Source organism: Pseudovibrio sp. Alg231-02, assembly GCF_900143565.1.
Classification (GTDB): Bacteria; Pseudomonadota; Alphaproteobacteria; order Rhizobiales; family Stappiaceae; genus Pseudovibrio.
This window is the reverse complement of record NZ_FREX01000008.1, coordinates 159,663-177,123: the sequence shown is the minus strand read 5'-3', so window position 1 is coordinate 177,123 and position 17,461 is coordinate 159,663. Positions and strand designations below refer to the sequence as shown.

Genomic DNA, 17,461 nt, shown 5'->3' with positions numbered 1-17,461 from the left:
AAGCATCCCTAAAATCAGAAAATACTCATGCAGCCCAGCGTCAAATACACTTATTCCGCAGCTTCAATCCGGCGAGACCGAACAGCATGCTCCTGATACTCTTCCTGCCAGTCTGTCTGACCGTTGGAAAGAGAAACCTGAACAGCCGTCACCTTGTATTCCGGACAGTTCGTCGCCCAATCAGAATAGTCGGTCGTCACCACGTTTGCCTGTGTCGCCGGATGGTGGAACGTGGTGTAAACAACACCCGTTGAAACACGATCCGTCACATTCGCCCGCAAGCTGGTTTCACCAGAACGGCTCATTAGCTTGAGCCAGTCACCATCTTTAATGCCGCGCACTTCTGCATCATGCGGATGGATCTCCAGCACGTCTTCCTCATGCCAGACCACATTGTCTGTACGCCGTGTCTGAGCGCCAACATTGTACTGGCTCAGAATACGGCCCGTAGTCAAAAGCAGCGGGAAGCGTGGACCGGTTTTCTCATCCGTCGCAACATAATCGGTCCGAATGAAACGGCCTTTGCCACGAACAAACCCATCCAGATGCATGGTTGGCGTGCCTTCCGGCATTTCCTCATTACAAGGCCACTGAACTGAGCCCTGCTCCTCCAGAAGGTCGTAAGTCACATTGGCAAAGCTTGGAGTGGTTGCCGCAATCTCCTCCATAATCTGAGAAGGATGCGTATAGGTCCAGTTCGCCCCCATGGCATTTGCAAGCAACTGGGTCACTTCCCAATCCGCATAGCCATTGCGCGGTGCCATCACTTTGCGCACACGGTTGATACGCCGCTCAGCGTTGGTGAAGGTGCCATCCTTCTCAAGGAAGGTGGAACCAGGCAGGAACACATGCGCATAGTTCGCGGTCTCATTCAAAAACAGGTCATGAACGATCACACATTCCATGGCAGCAAGACCTGCAGCAACGTGCTTGGTATCAGGATCAGACTGCAAGATGTCCTCACCCTGCACATAGATGCCTTTGAACGTTCCCTCAACAGCCGCATCCAGCATGTTCGGAATACGCAAGCCCGGCTCGTCAGAGATGGTCACACCCCAGATCTGCTCATAGATATCACGCGCATCAGCATTCTTCACATGGCGATAGCCCGGCAGTTCATGCGGAAACGACCCCATATCACAGGAGCCCTGCACGTTGTTCTGACCACGCAGCGGGTTAACACCAACGCCTTTCTTGCCGATGTTACCAGTCAGCATAGCAAGGTTGGCGATGCCGATAACAGTCGTGGACCCCTGACTGTGTTCCGTTACACCAAGACCGTAATAGATCGCACCATTCCCGCCGCGCGCATAAAGTCGTGCTGCACCGCGCACTTCCTCAGCAGGAACACCCGTCAGCAACTCAGCAGCTTCAGGGCTGTTGGCTGGGTTGGATACGAACTCAACGTAATCCTGAAACTCATCCATATCACAGCGTTCACGAATGAAGGCCTCATCGAACAAGCCTTCAGTCACGATCACATGCGCCATCGCAGTCACAATGGCAACGTTCGTTCCCGGACGCAGCGCCAGATGGTGCGAGGCCTTGATATGCGGAGACTTCACCAGATCAGTCCGGCGCGGATCAATCACGATCAGCTTTGCACCCTGACGCAAGCGCTTCTTCAAACGAGAGCCAAACACCGGATGCCCGTCCGTCGGGTTTGCCCCGATCACCAGCACCACATCGGAATGCTCAACACTGTCAAAGTCCTGCGTCCCCGCAGAGGTGCCAAACGTCTGACCAAGGCCATAACCGGTTGGTGAATGACATACGCGTGCGCAAGTGTCCGTGTTGTTGTTCTCAAACACGGCTCGTGTCAGCTTCTGAACAAGGAAAGTCTCTTCATTGGTACAGCGAGAGGACGTGATCACTCCAACAGACTCTTTGCCGTACTGCTGCTGAATGCCCTTCATCTTGTTCGCTGCAAAGCTCAGGGCTTCATCCCAGGAAACTTCCCGCCATGGCAGATCAACGCTCTCACGAACCATCGGGTTGAGGATACGGTCCTGATGCGCCGCATAGCCATAAGCAAAGCGGCCTTTCACGCAGGAATGACCACGGTTCGCCTTGCCATCCTTATACGGCACCATGCGCACCAGCTCATCACCGCGCATCTCTGCCTTAAATGAACAGCCGACACCACAGTAAGCGCAGGTCGTCACCACAGAACGTTCCGGCTGTCCGATATCGATAACAGACTTTTCCTGAAGCGTCCCTGTCGGACACGCCTGCACACAGGCACCGCAGGACACACACTCAGAATCGAGGAAACTTTCAGACATCCCCGCTGTCACGCGAGAGTCAAAGCCACGACCGGTAATGGTCAGCGCAAAAGTTCCCTGCACCTCTTCGCAGGCCCGCACACAGCGCGAGCAGACAATGCACTTGGCAGGGTCATAGGTGAAATAAGGATTGCTCTCGTCTTTTGGCTTCCAGCAGGCATTCACCTCACCGCCGCCATCACGCATTTTAAAGTGGTTCTGCGCATCAGCGCCATAGCGCACATCGCGCAGACCAACCGCTCCGGCCATATCCTGCAGCTCACAGTCACCATTGGCAGCGCAGGTTAAACAGTCCAGCGGGTGATCAGAGATGTAAAGCTCCATCACACCACGGCGCAGGCCTTTAAGACGATCTGTCTGGGTGCGAACCTGCATCCCCTCTTCCACCAGCGTGGTACAGGAGGCAGGCGTTCCGCGTCGCCCTTCAATTTCCACCAGACACAGGCGGCAGGAGCCAAAGGCATCAACCATATCCGTCGCGCACAATTTGGGAACCTGAATACCAGCTTCCATGGAAGCCCGCATCACAGAGGTTCCTTCAGGCACGCTCACATCAAAACCATCAACGTTGATAGTGACAGTCTTTTCAGCGGTCGATTGAGGAGTACCAAAGTCTGTTTCTTTAATCAGGGTCATGGGTTCACTCCGCCGCGTCTGTTAATGGCTTTACATGAAAATCCTGCGGAAAATGCGTCAGAGAACTCATCACAGGATAAGGTGCAAACCCGCCAAGAGCACACAGCGAGCCCATTTTCATCGTATCGCAAAGGTCAGTGAGCAACTCCACTTGCTGCTCCGGCTGATCCCCTTCAGCAATCCGGTCCAGCACTTCCACACCGCGCACAGACCCAATACGGCACGGCGTACACTTGCCGCAGCTCTCAATGGCGCAGAACTCCATGGCAAAGCGTGCCTGCTTGAGCATATCGACCGTATCATCAAACACCACGATCCCCGCATGGCCAATCATGCCATTACGCTCAATAAACGCCTCATAATCAAAGATCGTGTCAAACAAAGACGGCGGGAAATAAGCCCCCAGCGGACCGCCAACCTGAACAGCCTTCACCGGACGGCCACTCAAGGTGCCACCGCCGATATCGTAAATCAGCTCATTCAGTGTCAGTCCGAAAGCCGTCTCAAACAACCCGCTGTTCTTGATGTTGCCAGTCAACTGGATCGGAATAGTCCCGTGGGAATAGCCAACACCATAATCGCGGTAGAACCGTGCGCCGCGATCCATGATGATTGGCACAGACGCCAGCGACATCACGTTGTTGACCACAGTCGGACAGCCAAACAGACCCTCAATCGCAGGAAGCGGAGGTTTCGCCCGCACGATACCGCGTTTGCCTTCAAGGCTGTTGAGCAGCGAGGTCTCCTCGCCGCACACATAAGCACCAGCCCCTTCGCGCACTTCCATATCGAATGCATGATCAGAGCCCATCACGGAAGCTCCGAGAATACCGGCTTTGCGCGCAATCTTGATCGCGTCCTGCATAATAGCAACCGCATGCGGGTATTCAGAGCGGGTGTAGATGTATCCCTTGGTCGCTCCCACCGCGATACCGGCAATGGCCATGCCTTCGATGAGAACGAACGGATCGCCCTCCATGATCATCCGGTCAGAGAACGTGCCACTGTCACCCTCATCTGCATTACAGACGATATACTTCTGCGCACCTTGCGCCTTCAGCACAGTGTTCCATTTGATACCTGTCGGAAAACCAGCACCACCACGGCCACGCAGACCACTGTCTGTCACGTCCTGCACAATCTCCGCAGGCGTCATCTCAAGCGCACGCTTCAGGCCAAGAAAACCGTGATGCATCTCGTAATGTTCAAGAGAAAGCGGATCAGTGATACCACAGCGGGAGAACGTCAAACGCGTCTGACGCTTCAGATAAGGTATCTCTTCGGTCAAACCATGACACAAAGGATGGTCACCACCATCCAGCAGTCCGGCCACATCAGATGGCTTCACCGGACCATAGGCTATCCGGCCCTGCTCGGTTTCAATCTCAACCAGCGGCTCCAGCCAGTGCATACCGCGAGATCCGTTACGGATGATTGTCGCATCCACACCGCGCGTGCGCAGCTCATCCGCCAGCGTCTCAGCAACACGGTCAGCGCCAACCGCCAAAGCAGCAGCGTCGCAAGGAACGTAAAGGACAGCCCCCATCACTTCACCTCCTCAACAAGCTTCAGCACAGCGTCTTCATCAAGGCGGCCATGCAGGTTGCCATCCATCATGGCAGCTGGTGCACACGAGCACAGGCCAAGGCAATAGACCGGCTCCAGTGTCACCTTCCCATCAGGCGTGGTTTCGTGCCACTTGATGCCAAGGTCTCTTTGAATATCATCTGCAAGCTTTTCGCCGCCCATCGACTGGCAGGCTTCTGCACGGCAAACCTTCAACACATGGCGTCCGGCAGGTTCTGTACGAAAGTCGGGGTAAAAACTCATTGTGCCGTGCACTTCAGCACGGCTCAGGTTCAACCGATCTGCGATCTTTAAAAGCGCATCCTCGGGAACATAACCAAATTTCCCCTGCACATCGTGCAGGATTGGCAGGAGCGGCCCTTCCTGATGTTCGTGGACATCAATAATCGCGGCCGTTTCTTTTTCTATATCCTGCGATTGCGTCTGCAAGGCCATAAAATCCTCCCTCCTCGCACGTCAATGCTTCGTGTTGGCACAATATGTCGCAGGCAATCAATATGATATATCCGTTGGGCGATTGCACATCCCTATCAAGGAAATCACGTAGAGAGCTCTTTGCCCTGCGAAATTCTAGTAATTCTCTTCAAAAAAATGTCCAAAAGCGGCGCACGAGGCTCACGCTGCGTCGCAATCAATCCAACCATAATACTGGCATAAGGATCAGAGATCGGGATAATCTCCAGATGATCGGAGGCAATTGTCTGCGCCACGGCCTGCGGGATAATCGTCCCCCACCGCCCGGTACGCACATGCGCCAGCAGGCACATGATGGAATCTGACTGCAGCACAGGCTTTGCCACCACATCAACATCATGCAGGATATTGTTGATGATACGCCGGCATTGCATGTCACTGGTCAGCAAGCACAACGGGACCCTGCTCACATCCTCCAGCGTGGCATGCTCGCGGCCAGAAAGTGGCCCACCTTCAGCCACCACAAAACAGTAGCGCTCCCGATAAAGCGGGATTTGCAAAACCCGCCCCAAAGGCTCGTTGTCCAGATAGGTCAGCCCCACATCAATTTCCAGATTTTCCAGCTGCGCCAGTATCTCAGAGGACGGACGCGAGAACACCGCAAAATCAACGCCCGGGTTTTCCTCGCTAAAGCATGTGGTGAGTTCAGGAACATACGTCAGAGCTGTGGGAATAGAGGCAATCCGCAGTGTACCCGATTGACCATCACTGACCGCCTTCAGCTCCTGCTTCATGGTCCGCGTATCAGCCACAAGCTTGCGGGCCCATTCCAGCACCCGCTCCCCTTCTGGCGTCAGCCCCTGAAAACGCGAGCCACGCAGAACCAAAAGAGCGTCAAGCTGTTCTTCAAGATGCTTGATGTTGGCCGAAAGCGTCGGTTGCGTCACACCACACTCGTCCGCCGCCTTCCCAAAATGCTTCTCACGCGCCAACGCAATAAACATCTCCAGCTTGTCGATCATGGGTTATCCTCGCAAACGTTCCCGCAACACCATCCATCAGCAAGCACCAGTCTTGTCAGGCAGATACCGCTCGAGATTGCTCATATCCTCCTACAAGCAATCCCTTAGATGTTTTTTCTTAGCTCTGAAATGAACTAGCATATTCAGAGCAAGAACGATAACGCGGAACGTCAAGAACACGGCGCAGTTTGGATAAACTCTGCAATCAGACGTTCATACCAATGAAGCTTACACCAGCGACCATGAATATGGCGGCCAGCATGCGGCGCACCCAGTTGCCTTCACCCAGGACGACAAAACCGATTAAGGCGGCAAAGATGACGGAGGTTTCGCGCAAGGCTGAGACAGCGCCCAGCGGTGCAAAGTTTTTAGCATAAAGCACCAGACCATAAGCAATCATGGAGACAAGACCGCCCGTCAGGCCCAGCGCCCATGTTCTCCTGGAAAGACTTGGCAAAACAGACCACCGCCGCACACCAATGAAGGCTGCGATAAAGACCTGCAAAAACGCACCCCACGCCCAGTAACTCAGCGTGTTGCCAGAAAGCCGGACACCAACACCGTCAACCAGCGAGTAAGCGGAGATACAAACACCTGTGGCAACCGCAAACCCAAGCGCCGCGCCGCCAACACCTTGCCGCAAGGCAGACCAGCTGGACATCTGAATACCAAACCCGATCAAGCCAATGCCAAACCACGCCCAAAACGGCAGTACTTCGCCCACAAACAGCATCGCCCATAAGGAGACCAGCGCCGGGACAATACCGCGTGCAATGGGATAGACCACACTCAGGTCCCCATGACGGTATGCCTGCCCCAGCGTGTAATAGTAGACAAAGTGAATGCAGGTGGAGAGCGCCACGTAGCCAAAACTCTCAGGTGCTGGCAAAGGCAGGATCATGATCATCACACCCGCTGGGATCACATGGCCGAACGCCACAAGTCCGAGGGTGAGTGTGCGGTCACCTGCTGTTTTAACAATCGCATTCCAGATCGCATGCAGCAGTGCTGCTGCAAGGATTATCATTATGATGGATAGGCTCATCAATCAAAACCATTCGTAGTGCGGAAGCCTGCCCAGCAGCTTTTGCAAAGCTCCATCATCCAAGCTGCGACTGACCTCGCAACACCAGAAATCCGGCTTCCATCTTGTTTTATCTATCTTTTAAAATGCTGTAATTTCGAAGGTTTTCGATTTCTGCATCTGGTTACCTGCGTGCAGCTTTAAGCAAATCACAGGCGAGTAGTCGTGTTTCAACTCAGCTTTTTCGGGAGGCTATGAAGCTTTGAATGCCCCAGTCCGCAAAGGCAGTCACAAACGGTTCTTCAAGTGGGCTGTCGGTCACCGCATAATCCACCTGTCGTGGGTCCGGTCCCACATACGGCGCTGTCTCACTCAGCTTGCCATGATCAAACGCAACCAGCACCCGATCCGCCTTCTCTGCAATGGCAGCACTCAGTTGGGATTCAACACTGCTTTGATAGAGAAACCCCTTGCTGGCAGAGACCGCATCAAGGCTGAAGATGGCCATATCAAGCGCGAACCGCTGTACCTGACAATAGGTGTCGTGACCAAAGGTTCCCCGATCATTGACCTGCATTTCACCACCAAGCAAATGCACACGGTTGCCATTCACATTCACCAGTGTCTGCGCAACACCAATGGAGTTTGTAACCACCGTCAGGTTCCTGCGCAATCTCAGGTCTTCCGCCACATATGCCGTGGTGGAGCCAACATCCAGATAGACGGTCATGCCATCTTCAATCACATCACACACAACAGCGGCGATCAGCCGTTTTTCATTGGTGCGCTGCGAAATACGGCGAAAGAAGCTTGGGTCGTTTTGCGAGCTCGCCAGATAGGCCCCGCCGCGCACTCGCTCAAGGTCTGAAGTAATCGACAAAGACTTCACCGTCCGGCGCACAGTTTCTTCAGAAACATCCAGTGCCTTTGCTAGATCAGCATTGCGTGCCGATCCGCCAAGTCGATTTAGAACTTCCAACAGTTCCAGTTCGCGGTGGCTATGAGACATCTGCCCCTCACGTTTACGCTGATAATCACGTTCTGTGACTGCCTTACTCCACAACTACAGTCAAATTCCAACACATATGTCGATTTATGTTGGAATTTGTGTGTAGCTGTGGATTATTTGCTGGCAAACGACCACAGTTACATCTCTCTTTCATATTGCCGGAGTAACGGTCTGTCGGACTGCGCCACACCTGTGGCTTTGGGGGATCAGGAACATGCAAAACAAACGCAATGTGCTTTTTATCATCATCGACCAGCTGCGCGCGGACTGTGTGTTCGGTGAACTTGGCAAACACGTAAACCTGCCAAACCTGCGCGCGTTCATGGAAGACAGCGTCACCTTTACACGCCACTTCTCCGTCACCAATCCCTGCGGCCCGTCCAGAGCGTCATTGCTGACAGGGCAATACGCCATGAACCATCGCTCCGTGCGCAATGGCACACCGCTGAGGCACGACACGCCCAACATCGCAATGCAAATGCGCAAGGCGGGCTATCTGCCCATGCTGTTTGGATACACGGACACCTCACAGGATCCCCGTGCCTTCCATCCGAACGACCCGGCAGTCAGAACCTACGAATACCCGATGAACGGCTTCCATGAGATAACGGAGATGCGCATGGATATGTCCTATCCATGGCAGTCTCACCTCATGAACCAGGGGTATAAATTTGAGAAGTACTGGGACGTCTACAAGCCCATCTCACCGGAAGGCAAAGCCCCACGCCTCAACGATCCCGCGCTTTATGCAGCTGAAGACAGCGACACGGCGTTTCTAACAGATGCCTTCCTCAAGACAATGCCAGCCTACAGTCAGCAAAGCTGGTTCGCGCATCTTACCTACATTCGTCCGCACCCTCCGCTCGTCGCCCCTGCCCCGTATAACGACATGTACGATCCGCAAAACCTGCCGCTCCCAGAGCGACTGGAAAGCGCGGAAGACGAGCAAGCCCAACATCCGTTCTTCACCCCGGTCATGCAAAACAACAGCGCAGCCAGCTTTGTTGAGGGCTTCCCAGATCTGGAACCAACAGACGAGAACATCCGTACCCTGCGCGCAATCTATCTCGGGCTAGCCACAGAAGTGGATCACCATGTAGGCCGTGTTGTGCAGTTCCTCAAAGACACAGGACAGTACGACGATACCATGGTGATAATCACAGCTGACCATGGCGAAATGCTGGGCGACCATCACAGCTGGGGGAAAATGACCGTTTATGATGCGGCCTACCACACCCCTCTCATCATCCGCATGCCAGAGGGAGAGCACGGAACGCAGGTCTCAAAGATCACCGAGTCCATCGATATCATGCCGACCATTCTGGAATGGGTCGGGCAGGATGTTCCTGGCTCCGTGGATGGCAAGTCCCTGCTCCCGTTCCTTAAAGGTGAAACCCCTGAGGACTGGCGCACGGTCTCTATGTCAGAGCTGGACTTCGCTGATCCTTTGGAACCAACACTCTGGCAGCAACAGCTTGGAACCAAACTGGACAACTCCTGCTTGAGCATCTTGCGCGATGAGCGTTTCACACTTGTGGAGTTTGCAGCTGATCTGCCCCCCATGCTGTTTGATGCTAAGGGCAAAGGTGAAATGGAAAATCTGGCGCAAAAGCCAGAGCATGCTCAAACACTGGCACGTATGACCCGCGAACTGCTCCGCCACCGTATGAAGAACATGGACAAGACCCTGTCCAACTGGATGATCACCACAGACGGCCCAAAACACTGACCCGGAAACGGGGCATCACACCATGCCCCGTTTTTCACCACGGACAGACAAACAGCTGATCAGCGCTGTTTAATCTCCTCAATCATCGCCTTCCCAATCTCAGCGATCACCGCATTGCGCTGCTTAAAACTCGCATCACTGCCCGTCATATAGGCTGCTGCAAGATATGGCTTCCCCGTTTCCGGCCAGATAACACCGATAATCCCCCGCGAACCATTGTGACCAGCACCGCTCTTGTCTGCTATGCGCCAGCCCTTCGGCAGATGCTTTCGGATCAACTCATCAGCCACCTTGTCATCCACCATCCACTGCTGCAGCTGTGCACGGGAAGATGGAAGCAACACATCCTCAAACAGCAGCCTGTCTAATGTTTTGAGCACAGCAGAAGGCGAAGTAGTATCACGGGGATCTCCGCGCTTGGCTTCGTTCATAGCTGGCTCATTCCGGTCCAGACGCGTCACCCGATCACCAAGCCCACGTAAGAATCTGGTCAGCCCTTCCGGCCCATCAACGCGTTTCAAAAGCAAGTTTGCAGCACTGTTATCGCTCATGGTGACCGTCGCTTCACACAGCTGGCCAACACTCATTCCTGAAGCCACATGGTTCTCCGTAACAGGAGAATAAGAGACAAGCTCGGTTGCTTTGTAAGTGACAAGATCACCAAGGTTCTCTTTACCGCGATCAACACTGCTTAAAACGGCTCCGCAGAGCAATGCCTTAAACGTGCTGGCCATGGGAAACCGCTCGTCCGCCCGATGCTCAACGGCCCAGTCAGATCCGGTATGGCGCAACACCACACCAATGCGCCCTCCAACCTCAGTCTCCAACTGACTGACTGTGTCCATCAGTGGCCCAGCCTCACTGACCAAAGGCAAGCTCAACGTGAAGGCCAACGCACATGCAAACCGTCTCATAGGGACGCAGCTTTCCTCTAAAAAACGCAACATTCTCCAATTCCTTTCATGGTGAGCAGCGGCCCCATCAACAAATAAATTTCATGAAACAGGTACTGCCTATCCCCTGCCGCAAAGCAGAACACTCAGCAGCATAAATTCGCTAAAACCAGCGCTTAAGCTAGAAATTTCATGTGGTGGGCACCGGTATAATAAGATGCATCCTCAGACCTAAACACTTTTAGATAGAGCCACAAACGACTAATTCTCGACACAAATATTAGAAAAACTAATAGGCATGGACCGACCAAACATCCCCCTCAACGCCCTCCGCGCCTTCGAAGTCGCCGCCCGGCAAGGCAGTTTTACCCGCGCTGCGATCGAGCTGAGAGTCACACAAGCCGCTGTAAGTCATCAACTTATCGCTCTGGAAGAGCTACTGGGAACACCTCTTTTCCACCGCACCCCGAAAGGTCTGATCCTCACCGATGAAGGCACAGCCTTACACCCCATCCTCACCCAAAGCTTCGACAGGATCGGAAATATCCTCGACCGTTTCCTTGATGGTCGCTATCAGGAAACCCTCAATGTCGGCGTCGTGACCACCTTTGCAACTGGTTACCTCATCGAGTGCCTGCCGGACTTTCAGCAAAAACATCCCGGTGTGAAGCTGCGACTGTTCACCAACAACAACCGCGTCGACATCACCAAAGAAGGCCTTGATATCGCAATACGATTTGGTGAAGGCCTCTGGCCGGGCCTGCAAGCAACACCATTGCTGACCACACCTTTAACCCCATTGTGTTCACCAGATATCGGCCTCTCTCTCAAAACCCCTCAGGACCTCACCAATCACACGCTCTTCCGGTCCTACCGTTCAGATGAATGGGAGTTATGGTTCCAACGCGCAGCGACAGCCTGCCCGAAAATCACAGGCCCAGTCTTCGATTCATCCCTCGCCATGGCCGACATGGTTGAAGCAGGTTTAGGCATCGCCCTTCTGCCCCATGACATGTTCAAGCGCAGAATTTCAGAAGGTCGCCTCGTCAGACCATTCCCCTTCGAAGTCACAACCGGCAAATACTGGCTCACCCACCTCAAATCCAAACCCGCCACCCCAGCAACCACCCTCTTCAAAAACTGGCTACTCACCCAAAAGTTAGTTTCCCTCAACTCGACACACACAGCTTCCTAAGTAAAGGGCGCACTTTCGTTTGCGCAGTTCGACAAAGTGTGGCCAATCATAATTAGGTCGGCAAGTTAGACCGCAGTTAATGTTCATGCCCCTTCAAGGTAATTACCAGCCATCCTAAACATTTGAAAAGCGACTGGAGATTTAATAGCCACCTAAATAAATTTAATTATTTGGCGATCATCAACAACCTCAAACAACATAAAAATTATATCATTTACTATTCTCACAATAAAAACAATGATATAATAAATAACTATTGCGCAGAGCATAAATTTGCACCAACCTAAAACAAACCCCACCCTCTCAAACTGACAACAAATCAAATTAACACTATTATATCTTGACATTTAACTTCTAAGATGAAGTATTCATATTATTTTCATACCAAGCCAAGAATCTCTGGCACGCCACTTTGAGGCTTTTAAAATGTCTATACCTCGTATCTTCATCGGCTATGATAGCCGTGAGATCATTGCCTACCATACACTTTGTCAAAGCATAATTGATACCGCATCAATCCCAGTTCAAATATGCCCGATTGAGAAATCCTCATTAAGAGAAATTTTTAATCGCGAAACACATCCTCTTCAATCAACTGAATTTTCATTCAGTCGTTTTCTTACACCTTATCTCTCGGACTACGAGGGATGGAGCTTGTTTATGGATTGCGACATGATATTTCGTAAAGACATTGCAGAGCTATGGGCACTTCGCGACGATCGGTATGCAGTTATGTGCTGCAAACATGATTATGAACCGGAAGAAGGCATCAAATTCTTAGGAAATCTTCAGAGCAAATATGCAAAGAAAAATTGGTCCAGCGTCATGCTGTTCAACAATGCACAATGCAAATCACTTACTCCTGAATACGTTAACACGCGAAGTGGTTTAGAGCTTCACCAATTCAAATGGCTTGCAAATGATGATCAGATCGGTCCACTTCCGCTAGAGTGGAATCATCTAGTTGGTGTTTATGATTTTGACCCGAATGCCGCCATTGTGCATTACACAATTGGAGGCCCTTATTTTGAGGAGTTCAAACACTGCGATTATTCTCAAGATTGGGAGCGCTATAAATCACGAATGCTTTCTGCACAGCAGATTGAAAAGTCCAAACCAGTTCCAGCCTAAAGATAATCATGAAACATTGTGTCGTTACTACATTTCACGAAGCTGGGTATCAGCAATATGGAAAACGGTGTATCGAAAGCTTCCTAATGAAGTGGCCAGACACAGTCTCAATGCTAGTTTACCCTGAAAAGACTTCCGTTAGCTTCTCAGAGCCAAGATTACAGTTGGTAGATCCTTTGGTAGCTCTACCAAAGCTACAGCAATTTAAATCTTCTTATAACGATAACCCTTTTGCCAACGGCACCAATCCAATTGTTCCAGAGCAAACGAATAACTTTCGTTGGGATGCTTATCGCTTTTCGAACAAAGTCTTTGCAGTGACAGATGCGATTCGTCGCTGCCATGGCACCTTCGACCAACTTATTTGGCTGGATGCTGACACTGTTACGCACACTGTAATACCAGAAAAGTTTCTTGATAAAATGGCACCCAACGCGAGGCAACTCGCCGCCTACCTCAATCGACGCGGATATCCAGAATGTGGTTGGGTAGGGTACAATCTAAATCATCCTGAGATCTTGAATTTTGCCAACAGATTTGAGCAGATTTATCTCTCTGGTGAATTCCTTACATTCAAAGAAAATCACGACAGCTACATTTTTTGGGAAATCGTTCAGGAAATGGAGCAGGCTAAGAGAGCAACTTTTAAGGAGCTCGGAAGTAGATGGCAAACAGGACATATTTTTATAAAAAGCGCGTTAGGTAAATATGTTGATCACCTCAAAGGGGGCCGAAAAATTGAGGGACGCAGTAAAGAGCGGGATACTCTATCCTTTACACGTAAACTTCCTCGTTTTCTGAAACAAAGTTTTTCTAAATAAAATTTTCAAAAGAAGTGACGTGGCTTAAATGCTCACGACACATCCAGGAGCTATCTGTGACTCATTCTATTCAACGCCTTGGTTTCGATAAGTCAGACCATAGCTTTTGGCAGATATTGATTGTTTGTAGCGGGAAGGAATTTCTCGCAACTGGTGAACAGTTTTTACTCAGTTGCGAGGCATGCTCTCCAGGCCTTCGTGTTGTGATTGGAATTTCAGATGGTGATGAAGAAGCTACTGAGCTTTTACAACAGGTAAGCCAACAACTCTTTGCCACAACAATTTACAAATTTGAATTTACTTCAGATTATGTTTCTACCACCAATACAGCAGCCCTCTATGAGGCTGCAAGCTGGCTGGCTGGTCGATCAAACCACGCCCTATTGATTTTAAGAGTCGATTTTACTGTTGTTGAAGATCTGACATTATTGCCTGTTGTCCTACAAAACTGCGATTTGGCGGTGCATACCATCCGCCTTAAAGAAGACGGACATCGTATTGCCTACCCTCAACCTCTTTGGTTAAAACACTCTCCTAAAACTTACCGCCTTCTGGAGTTCATGAAAAATCACATTGCTCCAGCCAACATACAAACAGACGTTTCTGAAGTGGGCCTTATCAAGAAAGCTATCCTTAAAGAAAACAACAAAATTAAGACTGGGTGTATTCCTGAATATTATCGCGATAAGTCATTACGCAGAAACTCATATATTTTGCGCCGTCCAATTGATCATGTCCAAGGTGAACTAAAGCAACTTACCGGCCTGAAAAGTAAGATCGAGTGCACCAAGAGCAAACCAAAGAACCTGGTGCTATTTCCACTACAGGATATCGGCACTAAGCAGCCATTAGACGATAATAGTTTTTCAATTCGTGTTTCCCGATTATCTCGTCCGGGTCGGATTGGATGGCGCGCAATGGCACGCCTTATTTCTCTGTCGGCACAACCTGAAAATTCTGCCAGAATCTTACCTGTAGCTCAATGGGAGATAACTCAGGAGCTAGTGGACCGACTCCATTTTGTCGATCGGCTTTACATTCCCCACAAAACGCACAATCAACTTCCAGTTGATAATGCTACTTTCTATATGCAGGAGTATCTACCAGAGATATTTACTTGTTCTTCTACTGGTTGGGGCCCTTCCGCAGATTGGGCAAGTTCAGATGATTTTTTAGACTTCTCTATTGAACCACGACTAGAGAAATTTAAAGCTGAACTAAAAGCTGAAAAAAAAACCAAAGCTCCGCAAAAGAACCAAAAACATCAATCAATACCAGATTTTGATATTCTTGCTGTCCTTCAGATTCCTGATGATGAAGCTCTGACTCTACACGCCAGTTGTACATTAGAAAACTTCATTGAAGATATGGCAAAACTTGCTGAGAGTCAGAGCCTTAAAGTATTATTTCGAAAGCACCCTCTGGATCTTAGCGATTTTTACGACACAGCAAGGAAAAAATGGCGAAGCAAGCATCTGCTCTTTTCTAATGTCGGACATATTCACGACGTACTGGCAAAATCCAAATGTGTAGCTGTCATTAATAGTGGTGTCGGTCTAGAAGCAATGTTATTGGGGAAACCTGTTATTGCTTTCGGTAGAGCTATCTACGATCAAGCAGTCACAACAGTATCCAGTAAAGTCCTCATTCCGTCCTATCAACGTGCTATCTCTGAAGATGATGTCTCACGTATCAAGCGATACGATCATTTCCTTTCATGGTTCCTCTATCATACAAGCTTTAAACTTGATGAAACTCATCTTTATAATACACTTGCGGGCACCGAAGCTACTCGAGTAGTTGAGAACCCAGTCTACAACTACTATCAAGATGAGAAAAAACTAGCGGCATCGCGAGCAAAAAAAGTTGAGTTCAAGAAATCCAAGCTTTTGGGATTGTCTTTTGCTGATGTTGTTAGGAAAACTAATAAGCCTTTAAAAAAAGCAAAGAAAGTCATCCAAAAAAACTATTACCATGAAGCCGTTAACCGCTCGAAAGGTTTGTTTATGCCGCACTTCCAAGCGGACATGTTGACAGGAAAACGTGTGTGCCTTGTCGGAAATGCTGGAAAGTTACTCGAGAGCAATGCAGCTGAATTTATCGATAGTCACGATATTGTTATAAGAATGAACCTTGGGTGTCCCTACATCGTTAAGAAAGGTATGACTATTGATTCCACATGCAAAAAGTACATTTACGGAATATTTACTGATGCCCGTTCTAGTCAATCAGAAGATTACACCGTCTTAGATCCTAAAACACCAAATCATATTTTAGAGGAATATACCGCAATCTCAGCGATTGGCACAAAATCAGACATCTGGTCATGTTCAACGGCAGATCGTTCAAGACAACTATTCTTTGCGCCAATTTTTAATACTCACAATGTCGCACCTCACCCAAGTTTACATCACCTGTCATCAAAATTTATTCTAGACCACAAAGTAGAACGATTACCGAGTTTCTATACAAAGAAATTGCAGAAAAAGCTCTCAGCAGAGCCTACTTCCGGAATCATTTGGCTTGAGTTTCTCCGTCAGACAAAGCTTGAGGAGTTATCCTTGGTGGGTTTTGACTTTAACAAATCCAAACACATCATCCGTGAGGGACTGAGCCTCCTAGAAGCTACTGGAAGATACCGCCATAGCCCTCAAAGGGAACAAAATTACGTGAAGAATTGCGTTCTACCAGCACACAGCAATATACACCTTTATTAATTTTTATACTGAATGTGCAGGCACAGTTCTTAGTGCATCTCGATGCAACGCTCTTATGATAACTTTAAAATCAAATGAAAGCTTATAATATGTCATTGAAAGAGACCTTAACTACAGAGCGATCAGAAATAGACAGTAAGCAACAAGAGATAGCGCAACTAAGTAAACGGCTACTTCAACTAGAAAAAAGAATGTCTGCAGTTGAAGGAAAGAAAGCACGACCACTTGAAAAGCCTGAGATGTCAAAGGCCGCGCAGGAGATGGTTGAAACTCTCTTTTCTCGGCTAAGTCCCATGGATGTTGCCGGGCATGAGTTAGCTCGAGTTGGACGCACCTTTGATGGAGGCTATGTCATGGTGCCTCCACGATCAGAAGAGAAAATTGCGTATTCCTTGGGTATCAACCGTGATGTCTCTTGGGATTTAGAGATGGCGCATAAGGGTCTTAAAATTTATCAATATGACCATACAATTACTGGGCTACCTTGCCAGCATAAGCAGTTTAATTATTTTAAGAAAGGTATAACTGCTTCATTTCAGACCAACAAGCACATGACCTGCTTACGAGATGAGATAAAGAAAAATGGGCATCAGAATGCAAATGACATTTTGCTGAAAATAGACATAGAGGGTGACGAGTGGGAGGTTTTTGCAGATCTAGAGACAAACGAATTACAGAAGTTCTCACAGATACTGGTTGAGTTTCACGATTTACATAAAGTATATAAGCTATTTTGGTTTAGAACTGCTTTGGAAGCATTGAATAAAATTTTTCAGACACATCAAGCTGTTCATGTTCACGGGAATAACAACACAGCATTGCGCATTGTTGGCGGTTATGCAATTCCACCGGTTCTGGAAGTCACATTTTTACGCCGCAACTCATATCAATTCTCACCATGCACGCGAATTTTTCCGAATAAGTTGGATCAACCAAACAATCCAAGTTTTGCAGAGCACCAATTGGGTAGTTTCCAGTTTCCACACACAGACTAAGCT

The 17,461-nt window shown here is 49.6% G+C and carries 13 protein-coding genes; 6 read left to right on the top strand and 7 right to left on the bottom strand.

The annotated features are described in order from the left end of the window. Nucleotides 1-50 precede the first annotated feature (50 nt). The 6 genes from fdhF to DHN43_RS19995 form a co-directional block, all read right to left on the bottom strand. Nucleotides 51-2,921, bottom strand: a complete 2,871-nt coding sequence (gene fdhF / locus DHN43_RS20020; RefSeq protein ID WP_108819795.1) for a formate dehydrogenase subunit alpha — start codon at nucleotides 2,919-2,921, stop codon at nucleotides 51-53. Nucleotides 2,922-2,925: 4 nt separating this feature from the next. After that, a complete protein-coding gene (locus DHN43_RS20015) occupies nucleotides 2,926-4,467 on the bottom strand; it encodes a formate dehydrogenase beta subunit (protein ID WP_108819794.1) in 1,542 nt (513 codons plus the stop codon). Beyond that, nucleotides 4,467-4,943 (bottom strand): formate dehydrogenase subunit gamma, encoded by a 477-nt coding sequence (locus DHN43_RS20010; RefSeq protein WP_063297700.1) that lies wholly within the window; start codon nucleotides 4,941-4,943, stop codon nucleotides 4,467-4,469. The genes DHN43_RS20015 and DHN43_RS20010 overlap by 1 nt, the downstream gene beginning before the upstream one ends. 104 nt (nucleotides 4,944-5,047) lie before the next feature. Continuing rightward, nucleotides 5,048-5,944, bottom strand: a complete 897-nt coding sequence (locus tag DHN43_RS20005; RefSeq protein WP_108819793.1) for a LysR family transcriptional regulator — start codon at nucleotides 5,942-5,944, stop codon at nucleotides 5,048-5,050. A 205-nt stretch (nucleotides 5,945-6,149) separates the two neighbouring features. Next, the gene (locus DHN43_RS20000) at nucleotides 6,150-6,989 is read right to left on the bottom strand and encodes an EamA family transporter (RefSeq protein ID WP_193757850.1); all 840 of its coding nucleotides are present in this window, start codon (nucleotides 6,987-6,989) and stop codon (nucleotides 6,150-6,152) included. A 214-nt stretch (nucleotides 6,990-7,203) separates the two neighbouring features. Continuing rightward, nucleotides 7,204-7,977, bottom strand: a complete 774-nt coding sequence (locus DHN43_RS19995; protein ID WP_108819792.1) for a DeoR/GlpR family DNA-binding transcription regulator — start codon at nucleotides 7,975-7,977, stop codon at nucleotides 7,204-7,206. A gap of 214 nt (nucleotides 7,978-8,191) precedes the next feature. On the opposite strand from DHN43_RS19995, the gene DHN43_RS19990 reads away from it, so the two are divergent. Beyond that, nucleotides 8,192-9,706 carry an alkaline phosphatase family protein gene (locus DHN43_RS19990; RefSeq protein ID WP_108819791.1) on the top strand — a complete coding sequence of 505 codons (1,515 nt, stop codon included), beginning with the start codon at nucleotides 8,192-8,194 and terminating at the stop codon, nucleotides 9,704-9,706. A 59-nt stretch (nucleotides 9,707-9,765) separates the two neighbouring features. Here the strand turns inward: DHN43_RS19990 and blaPSV are convergent, their stop codons facing one another. Continuing rightward, the gene (blaPSV, locus tag DHN43_RS19985) at nucleotides 9,766-10,620 is read right to left on the bottom strand and encodes a PSV family class A beta-lactamase (protein WP_208995520.1); all 855 of its coding nucleotides are present in this window, start codon (nucleotides 10,618-10,620) and stop codon (nucleotides 9,766-9,768) included. Between the two features lie 277 nt (nucleotides 10,621-10,897). Here blaPSV and DHN43_RS19980 point away from each other — a divergent pair, with 277 nt between their 5' ends. From DHN43_RS19980 to DHN43_RS19960, 5 genes are all read left to right on the top strand, one after another. Beyond that, on the top strand, nucleotides 10,898-11,794 hold the full coding sequence (locus tag DHN43_RS19980) for a LysR family transcriptional regulator (protein ID WP_108819789.1): 897 nt from the start codon (nucleotides 10,898-10,900) through the stop codon (nucleotides 11,792-11,794). 426 nt (nucleotides 11,795-12,220) lie between these two features. Beyond that, on the top strand, nucleotides 12,221-12,925 hold the full coding sequence (locus tag DHN43_RS19975) for a glycosyltransferase (protein ID WP_108819788.1): 705 nt from the start codon (nucleotides 12,221-12,223) through the stop codon (nucleotides 12,923-12,925). A gap of 86 nt (nucleotides 12,926-13,011) precedes the next feature. Continuing rightward, on the top strand, nucleotides 13,012-13,746 hold the full coding sequence (locus DHN43_RS19970) for a hypothetical protein (RefSeq protein WP_199914842.1): 735 nt from the start codon (nucleotides 13,012-13,014) through the stop codon (nucleotides 13,744-13,746). 56 nt (nucleotides 13,747-13,802) lie between these two features. Continuing rightward, on the top strand, nucleotides 13,803-16,463 hold the full coding sequence (locus DHN43_RS19965) for a glycosyltransferase family 29 protein (RefSeq protein WP_159096950.1): 2,661 nt from the start codon (nucleotides 13,803-13,805) through the stop codon (nucleotides 16,461-16,463). 191 nt (nucleotides 16,464-16,654) lie between these two features. After that, complete coding sequence (locus DHN43_RS19960; protein ID WP_159096948.1) at nucleotides 16,655-17,458, top strand: FkbM family methyltransferase; 804 nt, start codon at nucleotides 16,655-16,657, stop codon at nucleotides 17,456-17,458. Nucleotides 17,459-17,461: the final 3 nt, after the last annotated feature.

Coding starts and splice junctions, on each gene's coding strand:
- DHN43_RS20010 (WP_063297700.1), bottom strand. CDS start 4,943: ATGGCCTTGCAGACGCAATCGCAGGATATAGAAAAAGAAACGGCCGCG.
- DHN43_RS20015 (WP_108819794.1), bottom strand. CDS start 4,467: ATGGGGGCTGTCCTTTACGTTCCTTGCGACGCTGCTGCTTTGGCGGTT.
- DHN43_RS19975 (WP_108819788.1), top strand. CDS start 12,221: ATGTCTATACCTCGTATCTTCATCGGCTATGATAGCCGTGAGATCATT.
- DHN43_RS19980 (WP_108819789.1), top strand. CDS start 10,898: ATGGACCGACCAAACATCCCCCTCAACGCCCTCCGCGCCTTCGAAGTC.
- DHN43_RS20000 (WP_193757850.1), bottom strand. CDS start 6,989: ATGAGCCTATCCATCATAATGATAATCCTTGCAGCAGCACTGCTGCAT.
- DHN43_RS19990 (WP_108819791.1), top strand. CDS start 8,192: ATGCAAAACAAACGCAATGTGCTTTTTATCATCATCGACCAGCTGCGC.
- DHN43_RS20005 (WP_108819793.1), bottom strand. CDS start 5,944: ATGATCGACAAGCTGGAGATGTTTATTGCGTTGGCGCGTGAGAAGCAT.
- blaPSV (WP_208995520.1), bottom strand. CDS start 10,620: ATGAGACGGTTTGCATGTGCGTTGGCCTTCACGTTGAGCTTGCCTTTG.
- DHN43_RS19995 (WP_108819792.1), bottom strand. CDS start 7,977: ATGTCTCATAGCCACCGCGAACTGGAACTGTTGGAAGTTCTAAATCGA.
- DHN43_RS19960 (WP_159096948.1), top strand. CDS start 16,655: ATGTCTGCAGTTGAAGGAAAGAAAGCACGACCACTTGAAAAGCCTGAG.
- fdhF (WP_108819795.1), bottom strand. CDS start 2,921: ATGACCCTGATTAAAGAAACAGACTTTGGTACTCCTCAATCGACCGCT.
- DHN43_RS19970 (WP_199914842.1), top strand. CDS start 13,012: ATGAAGTGGCCAGACACAGTCTCAATGCTAGTTTACCCTGAAAAGACT.